Annotated in this window: 23 protein-coding genes; 9 read left to right on the top strand and 14 right to left on the bottom strand. The window is 42.1% G+C overall.

Features of this window, described 5'->3' with window-relative positions; translation table 11 throughout:
- From L2703_RS00665 to L2703_RS00640, 6 genes are all read right to left on the bottom strand, one after another.
- Positions 1-336: a DUF2956 domain-containing protein gene (locus tag L2703_RS00665; protein WP_248969225.1), complete on the bottom strand. Its 336-nt coding sequence runs from the start codon at positions 334-336 to the stop codon at positions 1-3.
- Positions 336-800, bottom strand: coding sequence for a tRNA (uridine(34)/cytosine(34)/5-carboxymethylaminomethyluridine(34)-2'-O)-methyltransferase TrmL (gene trmL, locus L2703_RS00660; RefSeq protein WP_248969224.1), 465 nt, complete (start codon positions 798-800; stop codon positions 336-338). The genes L2703_RS00665 and trmL overlap by 1 nt, the downstream gene beginning before the upstream one ends.
- 98 nt (positions 801-898) lie before the next feature.
- A complete protein-coding gene (locus L2703_RS00655) occupies positions 899-1,582 on the bottom strand; it encodes a hypothetical protein (RefSeq protein ID WP_248969223.1) in 684 nt (227 codons plus the stop codon).
- Between the two features lie 337 nt (positions 1,583-1,919).
- Complete coding sequence (locus L2703_RS00650; RefSeq protein WP_248969222.1) at positions 1,920-3,287, bottom strand: ATP-binding protein; 1,368 nt, start codon at positions 3,285-3,287, stop codon at positions 1,920-1,922.
- Positions 3,287-3,973 (bottom strand): response regulator, encoded by a 687-nt coding sequence (locus L2703_RS00645; protein WP_248969221.1) that lies wholly within the window; start codon positions 3,971-3,973, stop codon positions 3,287-3,289. Before L2703_RS00645 ends, L2703_RS00650 begins: the two co-directional genes overlap by 1 nt.
- A 98-nt stretch (positions 3,974-4,071) precedes the next feature.
- Positions 4,072-5,502 (bottom strand): thioredoxin family protein, encoded by a 1,431-nt coding sequence (locus L2703_RS00640; RefSeq protein WP_248969220.1) that lies wholly within the window; start codon positions 5,500-5,502, stop codon positions 4,072-4,074.
- Between the two features lie 276 nt (positions 5,503-5,778).
- Here L2703_RS00640 and L2703_RS00635 point away from each other — a divergent pair, with 276 nt between their 5' ends.
- The gene (locus L2703_RS00635; protein WP_248969219.1) at positions 5,779-6,282 is read left to right on the top strand and encodes a Spy/CpxP family protein refolding chaperone; all 504 of its coding nucleotides are present in this window, start codon (positions 5,779-5,781) and stop codon (positions 6,280-6,282) included.
- 182 nt (positions 6,283-6,464) lie between these two features.
- A complete protein-coding gene (fieF, locus tag L2703_RS00630) occupies positions 6,465-7,334 on the top strand; it encodes a cation efflux pump FieF (protein ID WP_248969218.1) in 870 nt (289 codons plus the stop codon).
- Here the strand turns inward: fieF and L2703_RS00625 are convergent.
- The 6 genes from L2703_RS00625 to typA all read right to left on the bottom strand — a co-directional run bounded on the left by L2703_RS00625 (position 7,331) and on the right by typA (position 14,195).
- Complete coding sequence (locus L2703_RS00625) at positions 7,331-8,560, bottom strand: sensor domain-containing diguanylate cyclase (RefSeq protein WP_248969217.1); 1,230 nt, start codon at positions 8,558-8,560, stop codon at positions 7,331-7,333. The two genes, fieF and L2703_RS00625, sit on opposite strands and share 4 nt — an antisense overlap.
- Before the next feature lie 134 nt (positions 8,561-8,694).
- Positions 8,695-10,107 (bottom strand): nitrogen regulation protein NR(I), encoded by a 1,413-nt coding sequence (gene glnG / locus L2703_RS00620; RefSeq protein WP_248969216.1) that lies wholly within the window; start codon positions 10,105-10,107, stop codon positions 8,695-8,697.
- 26 nt (positions 10,108-10,133) lie between these two features.
- Positions 10,134-11,171: a nitrogen regulation protein NR(II) gene (gene glnL, locus L2703_RS00615; RefSeq protein WP_248969215.1), complete on the bottom strand. Its 1,038-nt coding sequence runs from the start codon at positions 11,169-11,171 to the stop codon at positions 10,134-10,136.
- A 135-nt stretch (positions 11,172-11,306) separates the two neighbouring features.
- Positions 11,307-11,834, bottom strand: a complete 528-nt coding sequence (locus L2703_RS00610) for a DUF4124 domain-containing protein (protein ID WP_248969214.1) — start codon at positions 11,832-11,834, stop codon at positions 11,307-11,309.
- A 92-nt stretch (positions 11,835-11,926) separates the two neighbouring features.
- Positions 11,927-12,238, bottom strand: coding sequence for a pyrimidine/purine nucleoside phosphorylase (gene ppnP / locus L2703_RS00605; protein ID WP_248969213.1), 312 nt, complete (start codon positions 12,236-12,238; stop codon positions 11,927-11,929).
- A 145-nt stretch (positions 12,239-12,383) separates the two neighbouring features.
- Positions 12,384-14,195 (bottom strand): translational GTPase TypA, encoded by a 1,812-nt coding sequence (typA, locus tag L2703_RS00600; RefSeq protein ID WP_248969212.1) that lies wholly within the window; start codon positions 14,193-14,195, stop codon positions 12,384-12,386.
- Positions 14,196-14,687: 492 nt separating this feature from the next.
- On the opposite strand from typA, the gene glnA reads away from it, so the two are divergent.
- The 4 genes from glnA (at position 14,688) to L2703_RS00580 (ending at position 19,148) form a co-directional block, all read left to right on the top strand.
- Positions 14,688-16,097 carry a glutamate--ammonia ligase gene (gene glnA, locus L2703_RS00595; RefSeq protein ID WP_248969211.1) on the top strand — a complete coding sequence of 470 codons (1,410 nt, stop codon included), beginning with the start codon at positions 14,688-14,690 and terminating at the stop codon, positions 16,095-16,097.
- A gap of 245 nt (positions 16,098-16,342) precedes the next feature.
- Positions 16,343-17,929, top strand: a complete 1,587-nt coding sequence (locus tag L2703_RS00590) for a sensor domain-containing diguanylate cyclase (RefSeq protein WP_248969210.1) — start codon at positions 16,343-16,345, stop codon at positions 17,927-17,929.
- 39 nt (positions 17,930-17,968) lie between these two features.
- The gene (locus L2703_RS18940; RefSeq protein WP_283107757.1) at positions 17,969-18,496 is read left to right on the top strand and encodes a type II secretion system protein; all 528 of its coding nucleotides are present in this window, start codon (positions 17,969-17,971) and stop codon (positions 18,494-18,496) included.
- Positions 18,497-18,677: 181 nt separating this feature from the next.
- On the top strand, positions 18,678-19,148 hold the full coding sequence (locus L2703_RS00580; protein ID WP_248969445.1) for an Lrp/AsnC family transcriptional regulator: 471 nt from the start codon (positions 18,678-18,680) through the stop codon (positions 19,146-19,148).
- Positions 19,149-19,234: 86 nt separating this feature from the next.
- On the opposite strand, the gene L2703_RS00575 is transcribed toward L2703_RS00580, so the two are convergent.
- Complete coding sequence (locus L2703_RS00575; RefSeq protein WP_248969209.1) at positions 19,235-19,882, bottom strand: DUF2959 domain-containing protein; 648 nt, start codon at positions 19,880-19,882, stop codon at positions 19,235-19,237.
- Between the two features lie 63 nt (positions 19,883-19,945).
- On the bottom strand, positions 19,946-20,170 hold the full coding sequence (locus tag L2703_RS00570) for a hypothetical protein (RefSeq protein WP_248969208.1): 225 nt from the start codon (positions 20,168-20,170) through the stop codon (positions 19,946-19,948).
- A 105-nt stretch (positions 20,171-20,275) separates the two neighbouring features.
- On the opposite strand from L2703_RS00570, the gene L2703_RS00565 reads away from it, so the two are divergent.
- Genes L2703_RS00565 through L2703_RS00555 form a run of 3 tightly spaced genes read left to right on the top strand, consistent with a single transcriptional unit; the run spans position 20,276 to position 22,265 of the window.
- On the top strand, positions 20,276-21,280 hold the full coding sequence (locus L2703_RS00565) for a virulence factor BrkB family protein (protein WP_248969207.1): 1,005 nt from the start codon (positions 20,276-20,278) through the stop codon (positions 21,278-21,280).
- Between the two features lie 31 nt (positions 21,281-21,311).
- Positions 21,312-21,749, top strand: a complete 438-nt coding sequence (gene dtd / locus L2703_RS00560) for a D-aminoacyl-tRNA deacylase (RefSeq protein ID WP_248969206.1) — start codon at positions 21,312-21,314, stop codon at positions 21,747-21,749.
- Between the two features lie 33 nt (positions 21,750-21,782).
- Positions 21,783-22,265, top strand: a complete 483-nt coding sequence (locus tag L2703_RS00555; RefSeq protein WP_248969205.1) for a thioesterase domain-containing protein — start codon at positions 21,783-21,785, stop codon at positions 22,263-22,265.
- Positions 22,266-22,387: the final 122 nt, after the last annotated feature.

The following is a 22,387-nucleotide window of genomic DNA, read 5'->3' as shown; positions in this document are numbered from 1 at the left end:
TTACGCCATCACACCATAAATGGCAAACCCAAGCCAACTTAACACTAGTAATCCTAACAACCCCCATGCAGCAGGGGTCATTTGTGAATAGGACTCGTCAGTGCTTGTGTCATTGCTATCAAGCTGATTGGCATTGTTTTTAGCTTTAATCTGCTGTTTACGCGCTTTATCTCTGTCGCGCGCTTTGGCTTTTTCACGCTTTTTATATTCGGCGATACCTTTTTCAATTCCGGCAGCAATTAGCTTGGTTTGTTCTTTTGTTTGCCCCGGTTTTTGCGTAGCTTTCGCCATAGCAAGAGCATTATGTTGAGTTTCTGGTGAAGGTGCTTGTTTCATTACTCTGCGCCTACAAACCCAAGTTGTCGCCATGCCTCGTAGCTAATAATTGCCACTGAGTTAGACAGGTTTAAGCTGCGGCTATTGGCTGTCATGGGGATACGCAAACGTTGCTCTAGAGGTGTGGCGTTAATGATGTCCATTGGCAACCCGCGGGTTTCTGGCCCAAATAGCAATACATCATCTTCTTGGAAGGCAATTTGAGTGTGAGGTCTGCTGCCTTTTGTGGTGCAGGCCATGATGCGTTTTCCAGGCATTGCCGCTAAAAAACTCGCATAGTCTTTATGGCGTGTAACGCGGGTTAAGTCTGCGTAGTCTAGACCAGCACGACGGAGTTTTTTTTCTTCTAAATCAAATCCTAATGGTTCAATTAAATGCAGTTGCGTACCATTGTTTGCGCATAAACGGATAATATTACCTGTGTTTGGGGCGATTTCGGGTTCGTAGAGTGCAATATGAAACATAGTAACCTTAAGATTGAACGAGACAGACAAACGGAAACGAATTATACCTCAGCAGCGCCTGATCGTCATCAGCAGGCTAGCGTGAGCACTATTGTCAGCTAAAAGTGATAAATGGAATAGCGCTGCTGAGTAAAATGATCGCGCAGTTGTTGTGCATTTTGACATTGAGTGTTTAACCATACCGAGATGGGAAAATGGTAAAATACCGTGGCAGAGTCTTGTAATAACATGGCTGGAAAGTTGAGTTTTTGACTAGCAAAATCGATGGCCTGTTGATCGCCATACACATAATCTACCTCTTGGTTTAGCAATAACGAAATACCTTGCTCTATTGTTTCTACAGGCGCTAGTTGAGCGCCAGAATCAACAAATGCACGTACTTTATTATCGCCTAGAGAAATAGGTAAGTGAGCAATCACTTTGTCTTTAAGTTCGTTACCAATAAATACTTGTGGTTCAGCAAGGCGAAATAATGTCAGAGGCAAGGTAATATCTGCCAATATCACTTGTAAATGTTGCTTAGTAGGAGATTGTGGCGGAATAAAGCTTAAGCACCATTTACGGTTGTTGATGTATTGTTGCGCATCACGATTATTGATAAATCTTATTTTAGGGCTAAACGCACTATAAGCAAAAGCGTGCTGCAACAATGCCACCGCTTCACCTTGGTCTGTGCTGTGTTGTGTTAAATAAGGCGGGTACTCAAACGCAATGACCTCAATGTCCTGGGCGTGACTAGTCACAAGATAACAGCTTAATAAACCAATGATGATTCGATACATATGGAGATCGTTAATGTGATGTTACTGTTAAGCATAGCATCACTTCGCGACGGTTTTTACACTAATTTGAGTTATACCATTCCGCATTAATAAGTGACCACTCAGAATGCGTCCAGCGGTTTTTGATTAAGGCGTCGCTATGTAGTAATGGTTGTTCCCTTTCAAATAGCGAGAACGCAGAGCAAAAGCCGCTGGGGCATTCCTTTCAGGCGAGTTTTAAAAGGGCTTATACTGCGTTGCATGACTTCGAAAGAGAATAACTATTCATTCAGTCATTCGCCTTGTTTAAGCCCTTTTAAATTCTCGCTGAGAGATCACTTGCTAACGCGGAATGGTATTAATTAGTTGGCAAATCAATTGTCACCATGAGCCCATGTGGTAAATCATTTTGGGCGACAATTTTACCATTGTGAGCATAAATAGCTGCTTGAGTAATGGCCAGTCCTAATCCCCAGCCACCCGATTCACGATCGCGCGCACTATCAGGGCGGTAAAATGGCGTAAAAATCGCCTCTAACTCTTCAGTTGGCAGCCCTGGGCCATCATCTTTAACCACAATACTCACTTTATGTTTAGTTTGTTGGCTTTCGATGTAGATATTTTTTTCTGCATAGCGAATTGCATTGCGCAACAAGTTTTCAATGGCACGAGACAAGGTCTTTGGTAAATGCTCAAAGCATATTGATTCATCAATGTTGATGTGTAGTTGTTTACCTTGTTGTTCAGCTTCAAATTCAGCATCGTCGAGCACTTGGCTTAAGGTTTCTGTTAGCTCGGCAGTTAAGCGTTTTTCTGTGGCGTTTAGCCTCACACGTGACAAGGTGAGTAGTTCACTAATGAGTGCTTCTTGTTGAAGAGCCTCATATTCAATGCGATCAAGCTCTGTGCTTTGTTGGCCTTTTTTACGTGCAAGTGCTAGTGACAATTGCAGGCGTGTTAGGGGAGTGCGCAGCTCATGAGATATGTCGCCCATTAACCGTTGCTGGTTATTTACCATGGTTTCAATGGCATCTGCCATGCCATTAAAGGCTACAGCAAGTTGGCCCATTTCATCACGTCGACTGGCGGTTGCGGCATCAACACGATTGGCTAAGTCACCTTTAGCTAGCGCATTGGCGCTGTGTTTTAATGAACGTAATGGTTTTCCTAAATACCAGGCCAGTAAACCACACAGTAAGCCTGATAATAAAATAGCTAAGCCCGCGGTAAGTAATTTGTTATCGGCAAAAAAGAAAAACCATGGTCTTGGATGATTGTCAGGTAAACGCCCAAATAACTGATAGTTTTTACCGTTAACGGAGAATTCAAGCGGTCCAAAAATCAATTCATCTCTAAATTGGTGGCTAATGGGCTGATTTGCTTCTTCTGCCATTAATTGAAAACGCCTAAATTCTCGAGACACTCGCTTACTGTTTAATACTTTACCTTCGTCGTCGGTTAAATATAGCCGAATAGGGCCGCCCTTGTGATTGCGGCCACGGTGAAAACGTTGCAGGTTATTACTTTCAAGTAATTGCGGTTGTGCCTGAATTCGGTCAGCAACATTTTGAAGCACCTGTTCAAGCCTTGGCGGAAGCTTTGAGCGGTCATGGTTTTGTTGTAGCAAGGGCAATAAAGAAATAAGGGCAATAATTAATGAGCTACACAGCCAAAAGCCCAGCAGTAACTTAAAAAAGAGTCGATTAAACGGGTTGTGCTTTAACATTAAGGTATCCAGATATAACCTTTACCACGTAAGGTTTTAACCCGAGGGCGACCGTCTTGGCGCTCAGGAAGTTTTTTACGTAAATTTGATAGGTGCATGTCTAGGCTACGATCAAACGGCATTAACTTTTTGCCCAGCACATTTTCACTCAATGATTCTTTGGTGACAAGCTCACCACTTTTTTCGAGTAAATGAAACAAGAGTAAAAACTCGGTGCCGGTCAAGATGATCAATTGTTCATTGCAATAGGTTTCTTGACGCGTAGGATCGAGGCGCAAATCACCAAACTGCATCATGTCGTCGACTTGGGTTTCTTGCTGACGGGTTTGAGCTCTGCGTAAAATAGCTCGAATACGCGCAACCAATTCGCGGTCGTTAAATGGTTTGGGTAAGTAATCATCGGCTCCAATTTCTAACCCGACAACACGATCGATCTCGTCACCGCGAGCGGTCAGCATAAGAACAGGGGTTTGCTTGCGTTGACGTAATGCACGCAATACTTCAAAACCATTTAATTTTGGCAGCATTACGTCAAGTAGAATTAAATCGAAGTCTTGTTGTTGCGCGAGGGATAGCCCTTGCTCGCCATCAAAGGCTTGAGTTAATGCAAAGCCTTCAAGCTCAAGCAACTGGCTGAGTAAATCCGATAAACCAACGTCATCATCTATTAATAAAATGCGATTCATAACTGTCCTCTAGCACAAGTAAAATCGGTACAAAATACCGATTTTTAATTAAAAGGGTATCTTATACTAGGGAGAATTTACATTAACATTGCATAGTTTTACATTTTAGCGCGTTGTTTTCTTACATAACGGGTTATGTTAACCACAATAAATGTCACTAAAATTGCCCCGAGGATTAAGCCAACCGAAAACACAGCATTTTGTAATGCAACAGGATTGAAGACTAGCATTCCCCCCAAGCCCAGCATCATTATGCCAGACATCAGTTTAAGGACTTCCCCTTCTTTTTCGGTGAGCTTTCGCTTACCTAATGTCATTGAGAATACAATAACAATAGCGGCTAAAGGAATGACATACACGATATTATAGGCAATTAAATACATATAGCGCTGCATGGTATCAATATCTGATAACGACAACACTGAGGTGTAAATCATTGGAAATCCTGCGGTGCACAGTAGCTCATAGGCATTGGCTAAAATAGCCAAAATCGTTGAGCCTAAAATCATGGTCGGCAATGAGCTGGCTTTAGACAACTTCCCCATACGCTTGATGAGTGAGCCGCGGTTTTCGACCGACATTGATAAACTTACATCACCACGGCCGTAAAAATAGTCTTTAATATTGACCAGTGCGGCAGTAAGTGCCAGCAAACCTGCACAGGTAATGATAATGCCACCATCGCCGCCACCGAGTAGCTGGAATAAATTGAGCCATGCACTCATAAAAATAAAGTAAATAAACCCCGAGAAAAACACGAAAATACCGCCGACTAACAGCATGCGTTTACGGCTACCCGCATTAACCATAATACTGAGTAAAAACAGCAACACGAAAAAGGCACAGGGATTAAAGGCGTCAACACCTGCTAACACTAAGGTCAGTACTGGTAACGACATCTGTTCAGGATGAACCGCACCAATTAAGGGGATCTCAACAGGTTGAATCTGAGGTTTTTGCTCAATTTGACTCGCGCTGTCAAATGACATGCCGCAACTGCCTTGTGCACTTGGATTGTCACTGGTGTCGGCACAGGTTTCAAAAAGTGGTGCATCTTTGAGTGTTACAGTACCTAAAAAGTCGTCTAATTTGTTGCCAATATCAGCCTGCCCCCCTCGGCGTTGATAACAATCAATGAGCCGGTCTAGAATATAGCGCCCGGTGACATTATGGCTGTTGTAACCAACAACGGCTTCACCACAAATGGCAAAATAGGGCACTGACTTAGGTTCTACGCCCGTTTGTTTGCCCATTTGCATCAATTTATCGACATTGCCTGGGGCGCTGATGACGTAATCGTGTAATTCAATCCATTCAACGCGTTCTCCTAGTGCATCGATAAAGGGGTGTGCTTCTCGGCAATGCGGGCAGGTTTTAGACCAAAAAAAGTGCAACTTTATAACAGGTTGCTGGTCTTTTTGGCTGTACCAAATCTCATCATCTGCAGTTGAGGATGTATTGGCGACAACGCCTGGCGCGAGCAAAAAAATACTGATCAGTAATAGGAGTGGGCCAATCAATCGGTTCATAATCTATTCCATTAAAACGCTAATAAGATGATTTTATGCCCTTATAAGTTTGCTGTAAGGATCAAGTCTATTTTTCGTTAACTGGCTCTCATTACAATGATTTTTATGTTCGAATATGCCGAGTTGATCATGAATTATTGCCCATAACATGATATGAAAATGCTCTTTACATAGGTTTACTCACTCGTCACCCTAATTGACATTGCATTGGTTAAACTGAGTATCAAATCTGCTAAGGCAGAAAACGAACACTCATTTTTACCGAGGAACTTAGCAATGAAAACATCATCGATTATCAAAACCAGTTTAGTTGCCTTAGTGGCAAGTTCGGCATTATTGGCTGGCCAGTTGTATGCTGTGGATTCGGCAGATGCAAAAGTGAAAACAGAACAGACATGCAAAAAGGGCAATAAGCGCCATGGCCCTCAAGATGGCATGCAGAGAATGTTACGCAAGTTGGATTTAACGGATGCCCAAAAGGAGCAAGTTAACGCGATTGTTGAAAAATACAAAGCCGATCGCCCTGAACGCCCAACTAAAGAGCAACGTGAAGCACAACGTGAAGCACAACGTACAGAAATGTTAGCTCTAGTGACTAGCGCCTCTTTTGACGAAGCCAAAGCAACCGAAATGGCTGAAGCACAGCATCAAAAGAAACTACAAGGTATGTTGTCACATTTAAAAATGCAAAACGAAATTTATCAATTGTTGACTCCTGAGCAACAAGTGCAATTTCAAGAAAAATTTGCCAAAGGTAAAGGTCATAAATCTCGTCGTTAACCACAGCCTTGTGCTAAATCAAAGCCGTTGCCTTGGTAACGGCTTTTTTGTTTATGCAAGTTTGCTAATGGTCACACTTTGAGTAAAGGTATCGATGTTGTCAGTAAACTTTGTCCTAATATCGTATTGAACTTGCTATAGTAACCCCAGATAACTTAGCTAATAGAATCGATAACCGTCTTATGTCTACCTCTTCTGATTATGATTTTTGGGTCAAGCTTGCAAGCCGTGCGTCGGTAGCGACCGCATTGTGTCTTATCGTGATTAAGTTATTGGCGTGGTTGTATTCAGGATCGGCCAGTATGCTGGGTTCACTAACAGACTCATTTGCAGATGCATTAGCGTCAATTGTTAACTTTATTGCCATCCGTTATGCCATAGTTCCTGCAGATAAAGATCATCGCTATGGTCATGGCAAAGCTGAACCACTGGCGTCTTTGGCTCAGGCGGCATTTATTTTAGGGTCTGCATCGCTTTTATTGCTTTATGGCGCAGAGCGGTTAATTAATCCTGTGCCGATTACAGAGGCAGGTGTGGGGATCATAGTGTCTATTATTTCGATACTGTTGACCCTTGCATTGGTTTTTGTGCAGCAGCGAGCGCTAGAAAACACCAATAGCACTGTGGTTGAGGCAGACTCTTTACATTATAAATCGGACTTGTTACTCAATGGAGCAGTATTACTGGCATTGGTATTAGCCCTGTACGGTTGGTGGTGGGCCGATGGGTTGTTTGCGGTGCTGATTGCTGTGTTTATTGGGCAACAATCACTAGATTTAGGCTACCGTTCGATACAAAGTTTACTGGATCGTGAGCTAGACGATGACACCCGCGAGCACATTAAAGCGTTGGCAAAACAGGACCCTCGTGTAAGAGGTATTCATGATTTACGCACTCGCCAAGCCGGTAAAACGACGTTTATTCAATTACACATGGAATTACCCAGAGAATTGTCGTTAGAGGTGGCGCATGATATTGCTGATAAAGCTGGGCTTGCAATTAAAGCCGCTTTTGATGATGCTGAAGTGATTATCCATCAAGACCCAGTCTAGGCAAAGACTAATTGTTCAGTGATTTGCGAACGTGCAAGCTCTAAAGCAGAGTCCGCACGTAATATTAATGTGTCTAGTTCTTCATCTTCTTGCCATTGAGCATAGCCAATACTGGTACTGAAATTGATTGGTTTTTTTGTCTCAGGGTCAACCAATTCAGTATCATTAAAGAAGTGGCGTATGTGTTCAGCAACTTGACGAGCTGCTTTGTGATTTGTTGCTTGGATCATCGCGATGAACTCATCGCCGCTCCAGCGCGAAATTAAATCCGTTTCAGCAAGCTTCTTTTTACAGTGTTTAGCAAACTGCACCAAGGCGATATCACCTACGCTATACCCATAAAGATGATTGATTTGTTTTAAGTCATCCATGCCAATAATCAAACAGTAGAAGCATTTATTTTTGGGCTGATCTTGGGGGTCAAGCTGACGTGCAAAATGCATAAATCCACGTCGATTAAGCACATTGGTTAAAAAGTCTTGATAGATTAGCTGATCGAGTTTTTCTTTTAATCGATAAGATTCTGTCATATCGAATACTGACACTTGTACCGCATCTTCACCCTGCCATGAAATCAGGCTTTCCACTAATTTTAACCGCAAGCTAGTTCCATTTTGGTGCAAACAGTGTATTTCAATCGGTTCAGGTGTGTTTTTACTCTGCAGTAAGCGGGTTGTGGCCTCGATGAGACGCTGTTGATCTTCAGTTGCAACTATCTGCAACATTGATTGTTGAGAAAGAAAAGCGTTCTGATTGGGGAAACCTAGGAGCTCACAGAGGGCTTTATTACAAAATAAAGGAGTAAAATCTCGATGGATAAAGACACCTTCAAACACATTATTAATTAGCTGTTGGTAGCGTTGTTCACTTTGTTGTAGTGAGCATTTAAGTTCATGCGATTCAGTGACATCGACAATGGTGATTTGTAATGCAGGACGACCTTGCCATTCAACAATATGTTCAATGGCCAATACATTCATCAATATACCCGAACGATTGCGGTTAACGTAATTACGCACTTGAGGTTTTTCCATTCCGCTCATTAATGCGTAGTAAGTGTGTGCTGCAACATCTTGTTGTTCAGGATCAATTAATTGCAAAATACTGTCTAAAGCTAATATCTCCTTTGCATTATGATAACCAAAAATTTTAGCGTATTTGTCATCGGCATATAAGGGAATAAAATCCTGGTGAATAACCACGCCATAATTTGCATCAAAATCCAAAATCAGTCCTTTGCTTGTGCTAAAGCGAGTATTGTTAAGTGTCCATATTTTATTCTAGCATCCTTAATCAAATTTACATGTAAAACTCATTAAGTGATTTGGGCTAGGTAATAAATTAGCCAGAGCTAAACCGGCTAGTCCATTGATAATTCTTTTAATTTACGGGTTAATGTATTTCGTCCCCAGCCTAAGCGTTTCGCGGCTTCCTGTTTGTGCCCTTGTGTGTGTTTTAATGCCGTTTTAAGTAATATACGCTCAAATTGAGGTTGCACTTCGGTTAACAAATCGTTTTCTCCAGCGGCAAGCTTTTCGTCTATCCAATCTGTTAGTGCAGTTTGCCAGTCGCTGGTACCAGCATGCTTTTGCTGGCTCTCAGTGGGCGTTTTGAGTAACTCTGGTGGTAAATCTTGTGGCAAAATCTCTTGCCCTGAAGCCATTACGGTCAACCAGCGACAGGTATTCTCAAGTTGTCTGACATTGCCAGGCCAAGGTAAGTTTGCCAGCTTTATTGCGGTCTCTTTAGTGAGTATTTTTGGCTCGACACCAATCTCTTTTGCTGCAGTCGATAAAAAATGTGTGGCTAATTGAGCAATATCTTCCCGGCGTTGTGATAACGGGGGTAAGTGCACCCTAATCACGTTTAAACGGTGGAATAAATCTTCACGGAAAGTGCCTTTTTGGACCAAAATTTCTAAATCTTGATGGGTTGCTGCAATGATCCGCACATCAACTTGTACAGATTGATGCCCGCCCACGCGATAAAATTGCCCATCTGCTAATACGCGTAATAACCGAGTTTGAACATCTAATGGCATGTCACCTATTTCGTCTAAAAATAGTGTGCCGCCATTTGCCTGTTCAAAACGACCTTGGCGCACATTAGCAGCACCCGTGAATGCGCCTTTTTCATGGCCAAACAGTTCAGACTCGATCAAGTCTTTTGGAATTGCAGCCATATTGAGTGCAATAAAGGGTTTGTCTTTTCGAGGGCTGTGTTTGTGTAATGCTCCAGCGACTAATTCTTTACCTGTACCTGACTGACCATTGATAAGCACACTGATTGATGAACGTGATAAGCGACCTATGGCACGAAACACTTCTTGCATTGCAGGAGCTTCGCCGATGATTTCTGGGGTCTTGACCGCGGTGTCGACGGCAGCGGCAGGAATTTGTTCGGTTGCATGTGTCAGTGCACGTTCAACGAGGTTGATGGCTTCGTCTATATCAAACGGTTTTGGTAAATATTCAAAAGCACCTGCCTGATAAGCACTTACCGCACTGTCTAAATCTGAATGCGCCGTCATAATGATGACAGGAATATGAGGGTAGTGCAGTTGTAACCGGTCTAATAAGGTTAATCCATCAGTGCCAGGCATACGTATGTCAGACACAATAACCTGCGGCTGTGATGACTCTAATGCTTGCCACAGCGACTCGGCGGCGGCAAAGCTTGCACTGGTCAAAGAGGCCCCTTGCAGGGCTTTCTCTAACACCCAACGAATAGAGCTATCATCATCTAGGATCCAAACTTGTTCGCTTATGTTCATGTTAAACCTCGTTGCATCATTACTGCTCACAGTAATGGCAGGTTAATAATAAATTCTGTGTGTCCCGGTACTGAAACACAATCAATTCGGCCGCCATGTAAACGGGCAATATTATGGGCGATAGATAAACCTAAACCTGACCCTTCTTCTCGGCCTGTGACCATGGGGTAAAACAGTGTGTCCACCAAATCGGGAGGGATCCCGGGGCCGTTATCGATAATAGATAGCGCTAAAACTAATTTGTAGCGTTGCGTACCAATGGTGACTTGGTGCTGAGTGCGCGTTTTTATCAAAATTTCACCACCACAAGGTTCCAGAGCTTGAATGGCATTTTGCACAATATTGAGTACAGCCTGTTGCATTTGATCTGAGTCCATTTTGATATCAGGGATAGATGGATCATAATCACGCTTGAGTTTTACATTTTCAGGTAAGGCCATTTGAACCAGTTTTAATACTTTTTGCACCACTTGATGAATATTATGCACAGTATGTTGAGTGGGGCGTTGTGGTCCTAAAAGGCGGTCGACTAAATTACGCAGCCTATCAGCCTGTTCGATAATTAAACTGGTAAATTCTTTCAAATCGGGAGAGGTTAGCTCTCTAGAAAGTAGCTGTGCTGCACCCCGCAAACCGCCGAGTGGGTTTTTGATTTCATGTGCTAGATTACGCACTAAAAATTGTGCCGCCTGTTGTTGCGCATCCATATTTAATTGTTGATGAATGCGACGTTGTTGATCGACCTGGCGTAATTCTAAGATGCTCAAATTGGTGTCATCTTCGATAGGCATTAACGTGATGTCAATCGTATGATGCTGTCCATCTAGGGTAATTAGTGCCGCTGTGTTAACGGTAAGGCCTTGGCCTGCGGTAATGGCATCGCGTAATAACTGCGGTTCAACTCCCATTAATTGGTAAAGTTCGGGTAATGTTTGCTCAAGTAGCTTGTGATTACCCACTCCAAGTAACTGTGCCGCTGCGGCATTGGCATAGCAGGGCCTTAGCTCGTTATTGATAACCAGCACTGCTGTGACTAAATGATTGAGTAGGTTATTTGTATCCATTAGCTATCCTGATGTGGGGTTGCACTAGTATGATGCACCAACTTGGTGCGCTCAGCAACCGGTTCTACACAAGCAACAGTTAGGCTAATAAAAATACTAAATAATTATAAGCTTATGATTATATTCTATTTTTATTTATTGTCTAGCTTTGTTCGCTGGACTGAATACTGAAGCTTGGTGCAGAAATATCTTTCTTGGAGAGCTAGATGCAAGTACTTTGCCGTTTTGTGTTACTACATTCACAACTAGGTTATGTTCGCCGCGATAAATACCGGTCAGTTTAAAAATCGGAGAGGTTTGTGGTTCTAGTGCCGCCACCCCATCAACAAGTAATATCATTTTTACGCCACGTGGCAGTTGCGGGCTTACACTCACATTAACGGTGAACTCGCCATTGTTGTCACGTATGGTTGCTTCTTCTTGCGGAGAGACAATGCTAATTTTGTAGCTAATTTGAGTGTCTTCTTTGGGGGCGATGGTGGCTTTAGGAGGGGTTTTTATGGCAATACTATTTTGGGTCTCTTCATTAATTTCAATTACTTCAGCATTGGCTTTGGGTTCGTCTGAATAATGTACTTTACCATTCTCATCTACCCAGCGATATACCGTTGCTAAGCAATTAGTACTCAAAATAAGTAAAGCAATCATTAAAATAGTACGCATGTTAACCCCGTTGAAAACCAATATTTTCATAGAGTAGACGCTTTTTATTAAAAAATCAGCTTAATCGCTTACGATTAAGCTGATTTTCAATGTTAGATATAATGACAGCAATATTCAGATATTTGCGTGGTGCGAATGCTAAAGCTCACATTTGGTGCAAGCTCAAATTGACTACCAGCAGGGTAGGTTGCCCATTCAGTTGTTTCGGGAAGCAACACATCAAACTCACCAGACGTGATTTGCATAATTTCACCTTCGGCAGTTGAAAACTCATATTCACCAGGTAAAACAACACCCAACGTTTGTCTGCTGCCATCGGCAAACAAAACGCTTCTGCTGGTGACTTTACCATTAAAATAGACGTTGGCCTGCTTTGCCACACTAACATTTTGCAACATACTCATAACAACTCCCAATAAATGTAAATGTTTTACTCTTTCAGAGTATTGCAGATATTCAATTTAACTTCCTAGTTAAATGTTTTCATGTTGTCACAGGCATAAAAAAGCCCAGATGTTTATCTGGGCTAATGATACTGACGTTTATGACTTAAGCGCGGTTATTACGCTTACGCTCGTTTTCAGTTAAGAACTTTTTACGAACACGGATGTTCTTAGGCGTTACTTCAACTAATTCGTCATCGTCAATGAACTCAAGCGCCTGCTCAAGTGTCATGATGATTGGCGGGGTCAGTACTTGCGCTTCATCAGTACCAGATGCGCGCATGTTGGTTAACTGTTTGCCTTTTAGACAGTTAACAGTTAAATCGTTTGAACGAGCATGAATACCAATTACTTGGCCTTCATATACTTCAACCGCATGGCCAATAAACAAACGACCACGGTCTTGTAAACCGTATAGTGCGAATGTTAATGCTTTACCCGTCGCGTTTGAAATTAATACGCCGTTAGCACGTTGACCAATGTCACCGCCTTTGTGTGGTGCATAGTGATCGAACGAGTGGTAAATCAAACCAGTGCCAGACGTTGCCGTTAAGAATTCAGTTTGGAAACCAATTAAACCACGGCTTGGGATAACAAAATCGATACGCACACGGCCTTTACCGTCAAGCTGCATGTCTTTCATTTCAGCTTTACGAGTACCTAGTTTTTCAATTACTGTGCCTTGGTGTTCTTCTTCAACGTCAACCGTTACGGTTTCGAATGGCTCACATAGTTCACCATCGATTGTTTTTAGAATAACTTCTGGACGTGATACTGCTAACTCGTAGCCTTCACGACGCATGTTTTCAATTAAGATAGATAAGTGTAATTCACCACGGCCAGATACGCGGAAACGGTCTGGACTGTCAGTTTCTTCAACACGTAATGCCACGTTGTGCACTAATTCTTGTTGTAAACGCTCAAGGATATTACGTGACGTCACGTATTTACCTTCTTTACCCGCAAACGGAGAAGTGTTTACTTGGAATGTCATGGTTAATGTTGGTTCATCAACAGACAAAGGTGGTAATGCTTCAACTTCAGTCACGGCACACACAGTATCTGAAATTTTTAGTTCGCCTAAGCCGGTAATTGCAACGATGTCGCCCGCGTTTGCTACTGCAACTTCAGTACGCTCAAGGCCCATGTAACCTAATACTTGGCCCATTTTGCCGTTACGTTTTTTACCATCAGCACCAATAACAGTCACTTGTTGGCCTGTTTTAACGCTACCGCGTTTGATACGACCAACACCGATTACACCCACATAAGAGTTGTAATCTAGCTGTGAAATTTGCATCTGGAATGCACCTTCCGCATCGGCATCAGGGAAAGATACTTTCTCAATGATGGTTTGGAAAAGTGGTGTCATGTCTTCACTTGTTTCGTCTGGATCTAGCGTCGCGAAACCGTTTAATGCAGAAGCGTAAACAATAGGGAAATCTAACTGCTCGTCAGTTGCCCCTAAGTTGTCGAACAAATCGAATACTTGGTCGATAACCCAATCAGGACGTGCGCCTGGGCGGTCAATTTTGTTGATAACAACAATCGGCTTTAAGCCTTGAGCGAATGCTTTTTTGGTTACAAAGCGAGTTTGTGGCATTGGGCCATCAACCGCGTCAACCAATAATAAAACCGAATCTACCATAGATAGAACACGCTCTACTTCACCACCGAAGTCGGCGTGACCTGGGGTGTCTACGATGTTAATACGGTAGTCATTCCACTTGATGGCAGTGTTCTTTGCCAGAATGGTGATCCCACGCTCTTTTTCAAGATCGTTAGAATCCATAACCCGCTCAGTAGCTTCTCCACGAGATGCAAGGGTTCCTGACTGCGCCAACAACTTGTCTACCAAGGTTGTTTTACCATGGTCAACGTGGGCAATAATGGCGATGTTACGTAAATTCTCTAGCACGGATAAACCTCTAAACCATCAATAAAAAAAGGGGGCTTTACAGCGTCATATCATTATAGACACTATAAAAAAGCGTGCCATTCTACTTCAGAGCGGCTTTTGTAGATAGGATTATTTTTGAACACATGGCATTTTTCATCTAGTTGTTATAAAAAATTATCAAAAGTGATCTAAAAATCGTACATTTGCTATGGTAACAAGCTTGTCATGCAAAAATGTGACAATGACCAAAATCGATGATTTAACACTCGCACCACCATGGACTTTTGCACCATACTGGAACATAGTGGCGCACTATGTTGGTGCTAAATGTCTTTTGGTACCAGTGTGAATATTTCCAAGATAAGCAAAATCAATTAGTTAACTAGTTGGCATGAATATCGCTTTGTTGATGGCAATCGGATAAATGCAAATTCGTTTTCCAGATTAACTGTCTGGCTAAAAACCAAATTATTTTAAGGGATAACCCTTTACCCTACCGGAGGCTTAAGAATGTCAGTTGAATCAGTTTTAAAGCAACTTGAAGAGTTAGAAGTTAAGTTTGTTGACTTACGTTTTACCGATACCAAAGGTAAAGAGCAGCATGTTTCTATTCCCGCTCATCAAGTAAATGAAGATTTTTTTGAAGACGGTAAAATGTTTGACGGTTCTTCAATTTCTGGCTGGAAAGGCATTAATGAATCAGACATGGTACTTATGCCTGATCCAACAACGTTTGTTTTAGATCCATTTACTGAAGAAACGACTGCACTTATCCGTTGTGATATTTTAGAGCCAGGCACCATGACGGGTTATGACCGTGACCCACGTTCAATTGCAAAAAAAGCAGAAGAATATTTAAAGTCTACTGGTATTGCTGACACAGTATTAATTGGTCCAGAGCCAGAGTTCTTCATTTTTGATGACGTCCGTTTTGGCACTGATATGTCAGGCACTTTTGTGAAAATTGATGCAAAAGAAGCGGCATGGAACTCATCTAAGAGTTATGAAGAAGGTAACACTGGTCACCGTCCAATGGTCAAAGGTGGTTATTTCCCTGTTGCACCAGTTGACTCATCACAAGACTTACGTTCTGCAATGTGTTTAGTGTTAGAAGAAATGGGCCAAGTTGTTGAAGCGCATCACCATGAAGTGGCGACTGCGGGTCAAAACGAAATCGCAACCCGCTTTAACACCCTAACTAAGAAAGCAGACGAAATCCAAATTCTTAAGTATGTTGTGCACAACATGGCACATGCTTATGGCAAAACAGCGACCTTTATGCCAAAACCAATCGTTGGCGACAACGGTAGCGGTATGCACGTTCACCAGTCTTTAGCAAAAGACGGTGTTAACTTGTTCGCGGGTGACAAGTACGCTGGTTTAAGTGAAACAGCGCTTTACTACATTGGTGGTATTATCAAGCACGCTCGTGCATTGAACGCATTCACTAACCCAAGCACTAACTCTTACAAGCGTTTAGTGCCTCACTTTGAAGCGCCTGTGATGCTAGCTTACTCAGCACGTAACCGCAGTGCGTCAATTCGTATTCCAGTGGTACCAAGCCCTAAAGGCCGCCGTATCGAAACGCGTTTCCCTGATCCACATGCAAACCCATACTTAGGTTTTGCTGCATTGTTAATGGCAGGTCTTGACGGTATTCAAAACAAGATCCACCCAGGTGAAGCAATGGATAAAGACTTGTATGATCTTCCAGCTGAAGAAGCTGCTGAGATCCCACAAGTTGCAACATCATTAGAAAATGCACTTGAATGCTTAAAAGCTGATCATGACTTCCTACTAAAAGGTGGCGTGTTCAGTAAAGACTTTATTGATTCTTACATCACTCTTAAGTCAGCTGAAGCAGAGCGTGTTGCGCGTACAACTCACCCATTAGAATTTGAGATGTACTACAGCCTGTAATGAGTCTGTCTTAACAGACAACGTTACATTGCCAAATAAAACCCTCGATAAGCAGTTATCGGGGGTTTTTATTGTGCACTTATGTTGCAAATGTAAATAGATGTGTCTAAGGTGTTGCCTTCTGGTTTTTATTTTGAATTTTAATGAATTAAGCGCTGTTGAATTTGCATTAAGCACTAGATTTAATACAAATATTTAACATTAAAAGCCGTGGTTTAAGTAACGTTTTTAAGAATTATAATTAGATGACATTATCCTTTCGCTATTTATTACTGATTGCCATGACCTTAGTGTCGCTCATACCGATTTGCATCCTGGCATTGTGGACCAGCCATAATGTGTTAGATAATGAATATCAAACGGTGCACGACAAACATTTATTACTTGCAAAAAACCTGTCGCAGGCGCTAGACCGCTATAGTGTTGACGCTTTATCAATATTTACCCATGCGACAGATTCAGTTACACGGCAACATATCTCTGCTAATTTTGTCACGCTATTACAAGATATTGATGTTGAGTCTATTGGTGAGTATGACGCTCAAGGGCAACTCGTTAATGTGTTGTTTGGCCCTGAAAAATTACAACCTCAGTCACTCACACATGGCAAAAATGTGTTTGACTTATCAGCTGTATCAATGGCTACTTTTACAGATGTACACAAAATGGGTGTACAAAAGCCAACCTTGTACATGATCCGCAAAGACTCACAACAACGCATTTGGCTAGCGGTTATGAACCCCGAATTTATTACTTTACTGCAATCGGCGGTTAAATTTGGTAAAGAAGGGCATGCTGCAATTGTTGACCGACAAGGCAATGTGTTAGCTCACCCAAATAAGCAGTGGCAAACGAGCAGTAAAAGCTTGGCGCAAGTCAGTATTGTGCAACAGATGATGGCAGGTAATACTGGCGTGATGGAGTTTTATTCACCTGCAGTAAAACAGGATATGATAGCGGCATACACTGTTGTACCAGCGACGGGTTGGGGGGTGATGATCCCGCAACCACTGGAGGAATTGTTTGCTCGAGCACAATCTGAAGTTGACTCCATTATGTTGATAGCATTCTTGTCTTTTTGTGCTTGTTTATTGCTGAGTTGGTGGGTGACAGGCTTAATTACTCGACCCATTGCTGTGTTAACCGCTCAGGTATGTGATTTAACTCAACAGCAAACGCAATTGGGCCAGTATCCTAAACAAAAATTTGAAACAAAAGAATTTGTTGCCTTGTTCGAACGTTTTCATCAAATGTCTATGCAGGTGCTTAAAAGCCAAAAAGACTTAGCTCAAAGAGTGAAAGACAAAACACTTGATTTAGCAAAAGCTCAAGCCGAAGCGTTGTATTTGGCCAATCATGATCAGGTCACGGGCCTTGCGAACCGTATGTCAATTAGAAATACTATTGAGCAAAGGATTGATGAAAAGCAGCCGTTTTCGCTATTATTTATTGATTTAGATGGCTTTAAAAATATAAATGACACTTACGGTCACGGTGTGGGAGATAGTTTACTCAGAAATATCGGCCAGCAAGTGTCGGTCAATATAGAATATAATGACATCTTTGCCCGCTATGGCGGAGATGAATTTGTGCTGTTGTTACAAAATAATCTGCAATCCAGTCATGTTAACCATAAGGCAAATCGTGTGCTGGAGTTAATTAAACAACCTTATAAAATAGGCCAACATACATTACAAGTGAGTGCTTGTATTGGTGTAGCAAGGTATGATGGAGCCTCTGCAGCTAATGTTGATAGGCTTATTCATGAGGCTGATGTGGCGATGTATCAAGCCAAAAATGCCGGTAAAGACCAAGTTGTGCTTGCAGGCTAGCTGAGTTTTTTTACGTCAATCAAGGACTCGTAACAAGTCATGAAGCGACTCGAACAGATTTCTCACTATTCAAATGTTAAACCAAATGGTTTTACACTTATTGAGTTAGTGGTGGTGATTATTATTTTAGGTGTATTGGCTGTGGTGGCGGCGCCTAAATTTATTAGCTTAAAAAACGATGCCTATGCCAGCTCAATGCAAGGTGTTGCAGCGGCAATTAATAGCGCTAAAACCATGGTGTACTCGGCTTGTGTGATCAGTACTAGTTGCGATGAAACTGCGGCTGCCGGAACGGGGAATGGTCTAGGTAACAGTATTACGGTACAAGGCCAATCGATTACACTCGCTTTTGGTTACCCACGTCACACTGATGCAGGTATTGCAAGGATGATTAATATTACCAACGGTGTGGACTTTGAAATAACCACTTATACCTCTTCAGGTCGTACTGGCTTACGAATTCGTCCTAACGCCGACTATGCTGCAAACAAGTGCGAAATTCGTTATTCGCACCCGTTAGCCGCAGGTGAGCCACCGCTTGTTGAAGTGGATATTGATGAGTGCTAATCCGCCCTTGAGAGTGATTAACATGCCATGGAGAACACTTCATGGCATTTTTGTTTGTGGTGACCAATAATACGCAATGGTATAACTTGATTTTTTTGTGATTAAGTAAAAATTGTAGAGGATTTCACTCACAAATATGATATTTTCACTGAAAATCACTCTATACAAAGCGACACGCGCAATGGATAAAAAAGATTTAAAGCTATTAGAAATATTACAGCGTAATGGCCGGATGGCAGTGTCTGAACTAGCCGATAAGGTTAATATGTCAGACACTCCTTGCCTGCGCCGCGTTAAAAAGCTAGAGCTTGATAAAGTGATTTTAGGTTACGGTGCAAGGGTTGATCCGGCAAAAGTCGGTTTAAGTGTTGTTGTGTATGCGTCGGTGCGTTTAAGCGAGCATTCGGATGATTCTACAGCATTATTTGAAAGTACCGTGGCACAACTGCCTGCAGTGACAGAGTGTTCTGTGGTTACCGGTTCGCATGATTATTTACTCAAAATCGTTGCCAAAGATTTGGTCGCTTACGAGCAATTTATCAAAAAGTCATTAGGTAATTTAAAGTACGTGTCAAATATTGAAACCACTGTGGTGCTCAAACAAATCTTTAGCCATAACGTATTGCCGGTCGATGCATCACCCATAGAGTAGTCAGTCGTGGAATATATTGGCTATGCTCAACGAGTTTACATAGCCAATACTCAAATCGATTGTTATCTCATTTCCAGTATGTGCGACTAGCCTTGTTCCATAGACGCAATAAACTTGTTCGACTCTTCTATCGACTTATTCATTTCATTAATTAAGCTTGATATGTCAGCTTGTAAGCTGGCAAATTCACCTTTAATGGCGCCAATTGCTTGGGCATTTAGATTATGCTTTAGGTAAAGCATATTATCTTTCATGGCAGTTAAAATGGGCGGCATTTTCGCTTCTGCGCGGCGCATACTTTTGACTAATGATGAGTAAGCTCGTTTGGTTTCGTTCAGTTTATTTGTGCTATTACGACGTAAGCTGGCTTTGCTTATTTCAGTGATTTCATCTTGCCATTCGGCAAAGAGGGCGTCGGCAACATCTTCTACTTTATCAATACGATTTGTCACTTCATCTGCCGCGGTTTGGGCTGACTCATATTCGTCTTTAGCTTTGTTGTAGGCATCTTCTAAATCGCCGCCGTCAAATGCCAGTAAAGCCTGCATTTCTTCTAATGCCGAGCTAAATTGCTCTTGGGCTTCTTGTTGAGATTCTTTGGCATTTTGAACACGGTCAACCATAATGTCGCGCTTATGGTAACCGACTTTTTCCATGGCACCGTAATAGGCGCTTTGACAACCGCTCAACAGTAAACTGCTACTTAAGAGTGCCAGTGATATCCATTTTTTCATCAATGTGTCTCTTTGTATGTGTGAGTTTAACCTAACCCTTAAGAGATTAAGCCTCTGGTTTGCTTAGCTGGCAGATTTAAACTTTGCAGCGTCGATAATGCTCCATAAATGAAACAAGCCACCAATAATGGCGGGGATCACCAAAACAAAAAAGAAGTAGCATGTGGCGGTGATACAGAAAAATAATAACGCAGCTAAAATGCGCCCTTGTAACAGTTGCCCAAGACCTGGGAAAAATAAACTGGCTACCGCTGCGAGGACATTACCCGCTGATCCTTGTTGAGACATCAATTTGCTCCATTTGTTTAGCATTAATATGTTATAACATTGTACGAAGTTAGTGGCTTATTACAAATGTTATCTCCACTAACGGACTATGAAATAAGGATTATTATGCCCAAGAAGTTTGATTTCAGACCCTTTATTGAGTTTTTTACTGGTATTGGCCAGTTTTTATTGCACCTTAAGCAACGCCTTGCCGACGACCAAATAAACATTCGCGCTGGTCACTTAGCCTATGTGACTTTGTTGTCGTTGGTGCCTATGGTGGCCGTGACCATGTCGATGTTATCGGCATTTCCCGTTTTTGAAGGCATTCGGGGGAAGATTGAAGGGTTTATTTATAATAATTTTATTCCGGCAGCGGGCGACACGGTGCAAGTGTATATTAATGAGTTTGTTGCTAATGCCTCTAAAGGCACCTTTGTCGGTATTATTGCGCTCGTGTTTGTGGCGATTATGCTGATATCGGCCATCGACAAAGCATTGAATAATATTTGGCGAATTACCGAAAAACGCTCTTACGTGGTGTCATTTTCAATGTACTGGATGGTGCTCACCCTTGGCCCGGTATTGATTGGGGCAAGCCTAGTCGCGACATCTTATGTGGTGTCGTTAGAAGTGGTCACAGGAACTGAATTGTCAGGCATTGTGCCCTGGATTGTTGAGCGTATACCGCTGATGTTTTCTGTAGCGTCTATATTGTTGTTATATATGGTGGTGCCTAACCAAAAGGTGCACTTTTTACATGCGCTACTGGGCGCGGTTGTTGCTGCGATACTGTTTGAGGCAGGCAAAAAAGGCTTTGCATTTTATGTGACACAATTTCCAAGCTATGAAGCCATTTACGGCGCGTTAGCGGTAATACCTATCCTATTTGTGTGGGTATATTTATCGTGGATGATCGTATTATTAGGAGCAGAAATTACCGCCGCATTGCCAGAATATTTAGATGAGTTAGCTGTGATTGCTGAAGAGATGAAAGCCGAGATTTTCACTGAAGGTGAATCATCAAGTACAGCAGATGAAGCCCCAAAGATGAATGTGCATGATCCTGTCGCGACGCCATCGCAGTCACATGCCAAACCTGCGAGCGATTCATCAATTGAAAAGTCTTAATTGATTGTTATATATAATATTATAGGTTGTTATGATTGCATTAATTCAACGCGTCAAGCGTGCTTCTGTCACGGTTGAAGGCGTAGTGGTCGGGAAAATTGATCAAGGTTTACTTGTGTTATTGGGTGTCGAGCGTGAAGACAATGCCGAAAAATTAGCTAAACTTGCTACTAAGGTCATTAACTATCGCGTGTTTAGCGATGATAACGGCAAAATGAACCTTAATTTGTCACAAGTGGGCGGTAAGTTGTTGGTTGTGTCGCAATTTACCTTAGCAGCAGATACTGCAAAAGGCTTAAGACCAAGCTTTTCGTGCGCCGCATCGCCTGAACAAGCTAAGCAGCTGTATCTTGATTTTGTGGCTTTTTGCCGTCAACAAGGCATTGAAACTCAAACCGGTCAGTTTGCTGCAGATATGCAAGTTGAACTGCTCAACGACGGCCCTGTGACCTTTAATTTGCAGGTTTAGCGTTAAGTAAGCCATAGGTGATAAGGAATCGTAATGTCACAAGACAATGTAGTGCCAATCGGTAGTAGTTTTAGCGATCTGTTATTTCAATTACAAAATACATGGCATAGTACGATTCCTTTAAGCCAGTTTATGCAGGTTAAACCACTGGGTTTTAGTGGCACTGAATTACAGGTATCTGCACCTTTATCACCAAATATCAATCTACATAACACCATGTTTGCCGGCAGCATTTACACCTTAATGACATTAACAGGTTGGGGGATGGTGTGGTTACAACAACAGCGTTTAGCGGTTCATGGAGACATTGTGTTGGCAGATGCCAATATAAAATACCTCAAGCCCATTATTGCTGATCCCGTGGCGAGAGTCATTTGGCCAAATACGGATATGTCGGGACTGACCGAGGGTAAACGAATTAAGGTTACCTTAGAGGTGGGGCTGTATTGTAACGAACAATTGTGTGCCGCATTTACCGGACATTATGTGTCATTACCCAAGGTTTTACCTCAGTGAACCTTTCTATTTTATCGAACTTTATTGCTACATTTATCCGCTATTTTTCTTTTTTATCGTTAAATATACTGATCTCATCGGTCGGATAAGTCACGACCCCATAAATAAACTTAACCAGACAG

Source organism: Shewanella basaltis (assembly GCF_023283885.1).
Taxonomy (GTDB): Bacteria; Pseudomonadota; Gammaproteobacteria; order Enterobacterales; family Shewanellaceae; genus Shewanella; species Shewanella basaltis.
This window is presented reverse-complemented; position numbering and strand designations above follow the sequence as displayed.

Excerpts from the sequence above, each read along its gene's own strand:
- fieF (WP_248969218.1), top strand. The coding sequence starts at position 6,465 with ATGTCTACCTCTTCTGATTATGATTTTTGGGTCAAGCTTGCAAGCCGT.
- L2703_RS00665 (WP_248969225.1), bottom strand. The coding sequence starts at position 336 with ATGAAACAAGCACCTTCACCAGAAACTCAACATAATGCTCTTGCTATG.
- glnA (WP_248969211.1), top strand. The coding sequence starts at position 14,688 with ATGTCAGTTGAATCAGTTTTAAAGCAACTTGAAGAGTTAGAAGTTAAG.
- dtd (WP_248969206.1), top strand. The coding sequence starts at position 21,312 with ATGATTGCATTAATTCAACGCGTCAAGCGTGCTTCTGTCACGGTTGAA.
- glnL (WP_248969215.1), bottom strand. The coding sequence starts at position 11,171 with ATGGATACAAATAACCTACTCAATCATTTAGTCACAGCAGTGCTGGTT.
- L2703_RS00650 (WP_248969222.1), bottom strand. The coding sequence starts at position 3,287 with ATGTTAAAGCACAACCCGTTTAATCGACTCTTTTTTAAGTTACTGCTG.
- L2703_RS00555 (WP_248969205.1), top strand. The coding sequence starts at position 21,783 with ATGTCACAAGACAATGTAGTGCCAATCGGTAGTAGTTTTAGCGATCTG.
- L2703_RS00655 (WP_248969223.1), bottom strand. The coding sequence starts at position 1,582 with ATGTATCGAATCATCATTGGTTTATTAAGCTGTTATCTTGTGACTAGT.
- L2703_RS00565 (WP_248969207.1), top strand. The coding sequence starts at position 20,276 with ATGCCCAAGAAGTTTGATTTCAGACCCTTTATTGAGTTTTTTACTGGT.
- L2703_RS00610 (WP_248969214.1), bottom strand. The coding sequence starts at position 11,834 with ATGCGTACTATTTTAATGATTGCTTTACTTATTTTGAGTACTAATTGC.
- L2703_RS00580 (WP_248969445.1), top strand. The coding sequence starts at position 18,678 with ATGGATAAAAAAGATTTAAAGCTATTAGAAATATTACAGCGTAATGGC.
- L2703_RS00575 (WP_248969209.1), bottom strand. The coding sequence starts at position 19,882 with ATGAAAAAATGGATATCACTGGCACTCTTAAGTAGCAGTTTACTGTTG.
- L2703_RS00590 (WP_248969210.1), top strand. The coding sequence starts at position 16,343 with ATGACATTATCCTTTCGCTATTTATTACTGATTGCCATGACCTTAGTG.
- glnG (WP_248969216.1), bottom strand. The coding sequence starts at position 10,107 with ATGAACATAAGCGAACAAGTTTGGATCCTAGATGATGATAGCTCTATT.
- L2703_RS00570 (WP_248969208.1), bottom strand. The coding sequence starts at position 20,170 with ATGTCTCAACAAGGATCAGCGGGTAATGTCCTCGCAGCGGTAGCCAGT.
- L2703_RS00645 (WP_248969221.1), bottom strand. The coding sequence starts at position 3,973 with ATGAATCGCATTTTATTAATAGATGATGACGTTGGTTTATCGGATTTA.
- L2703_RS00635 (WP_248969219.1), top strand. The coding sequence starts at position 5,779 with ATGAAAACATCATCGATTATCAAAACCAGTTTAGTTGCCTTAGTGGCA.
- trmL (WP_248969224.1), bottom strand. The coding sequence starts at position 800 with ATGTTTCATATTGCACTCTACGAACCCGAAATCGCCCCAAACACAGGT.
- L2703_RS00640 (WP_248969220.1), bottom strand. The coding sequence starts at position 5,502 with ATGAACCGATTGATTGGCCCACTCCTATTACTGATCAGTATTTTTTTG.
- ppnP (WP_248969213.1), bottom strand. The coding sequence starts at position 12,238 with ATGAGTATGTTGCAAAATGTTAGTGTGGCAAAGCAGGCCAACGTCTAT.
- L2703_RS18940 (WP_283107757.1), top strand. The coding sequence starts at position 17,969 with ATGAAGCGACTCGAACAGATTTCTCACTATTCAAATGTTAAACCAAAT.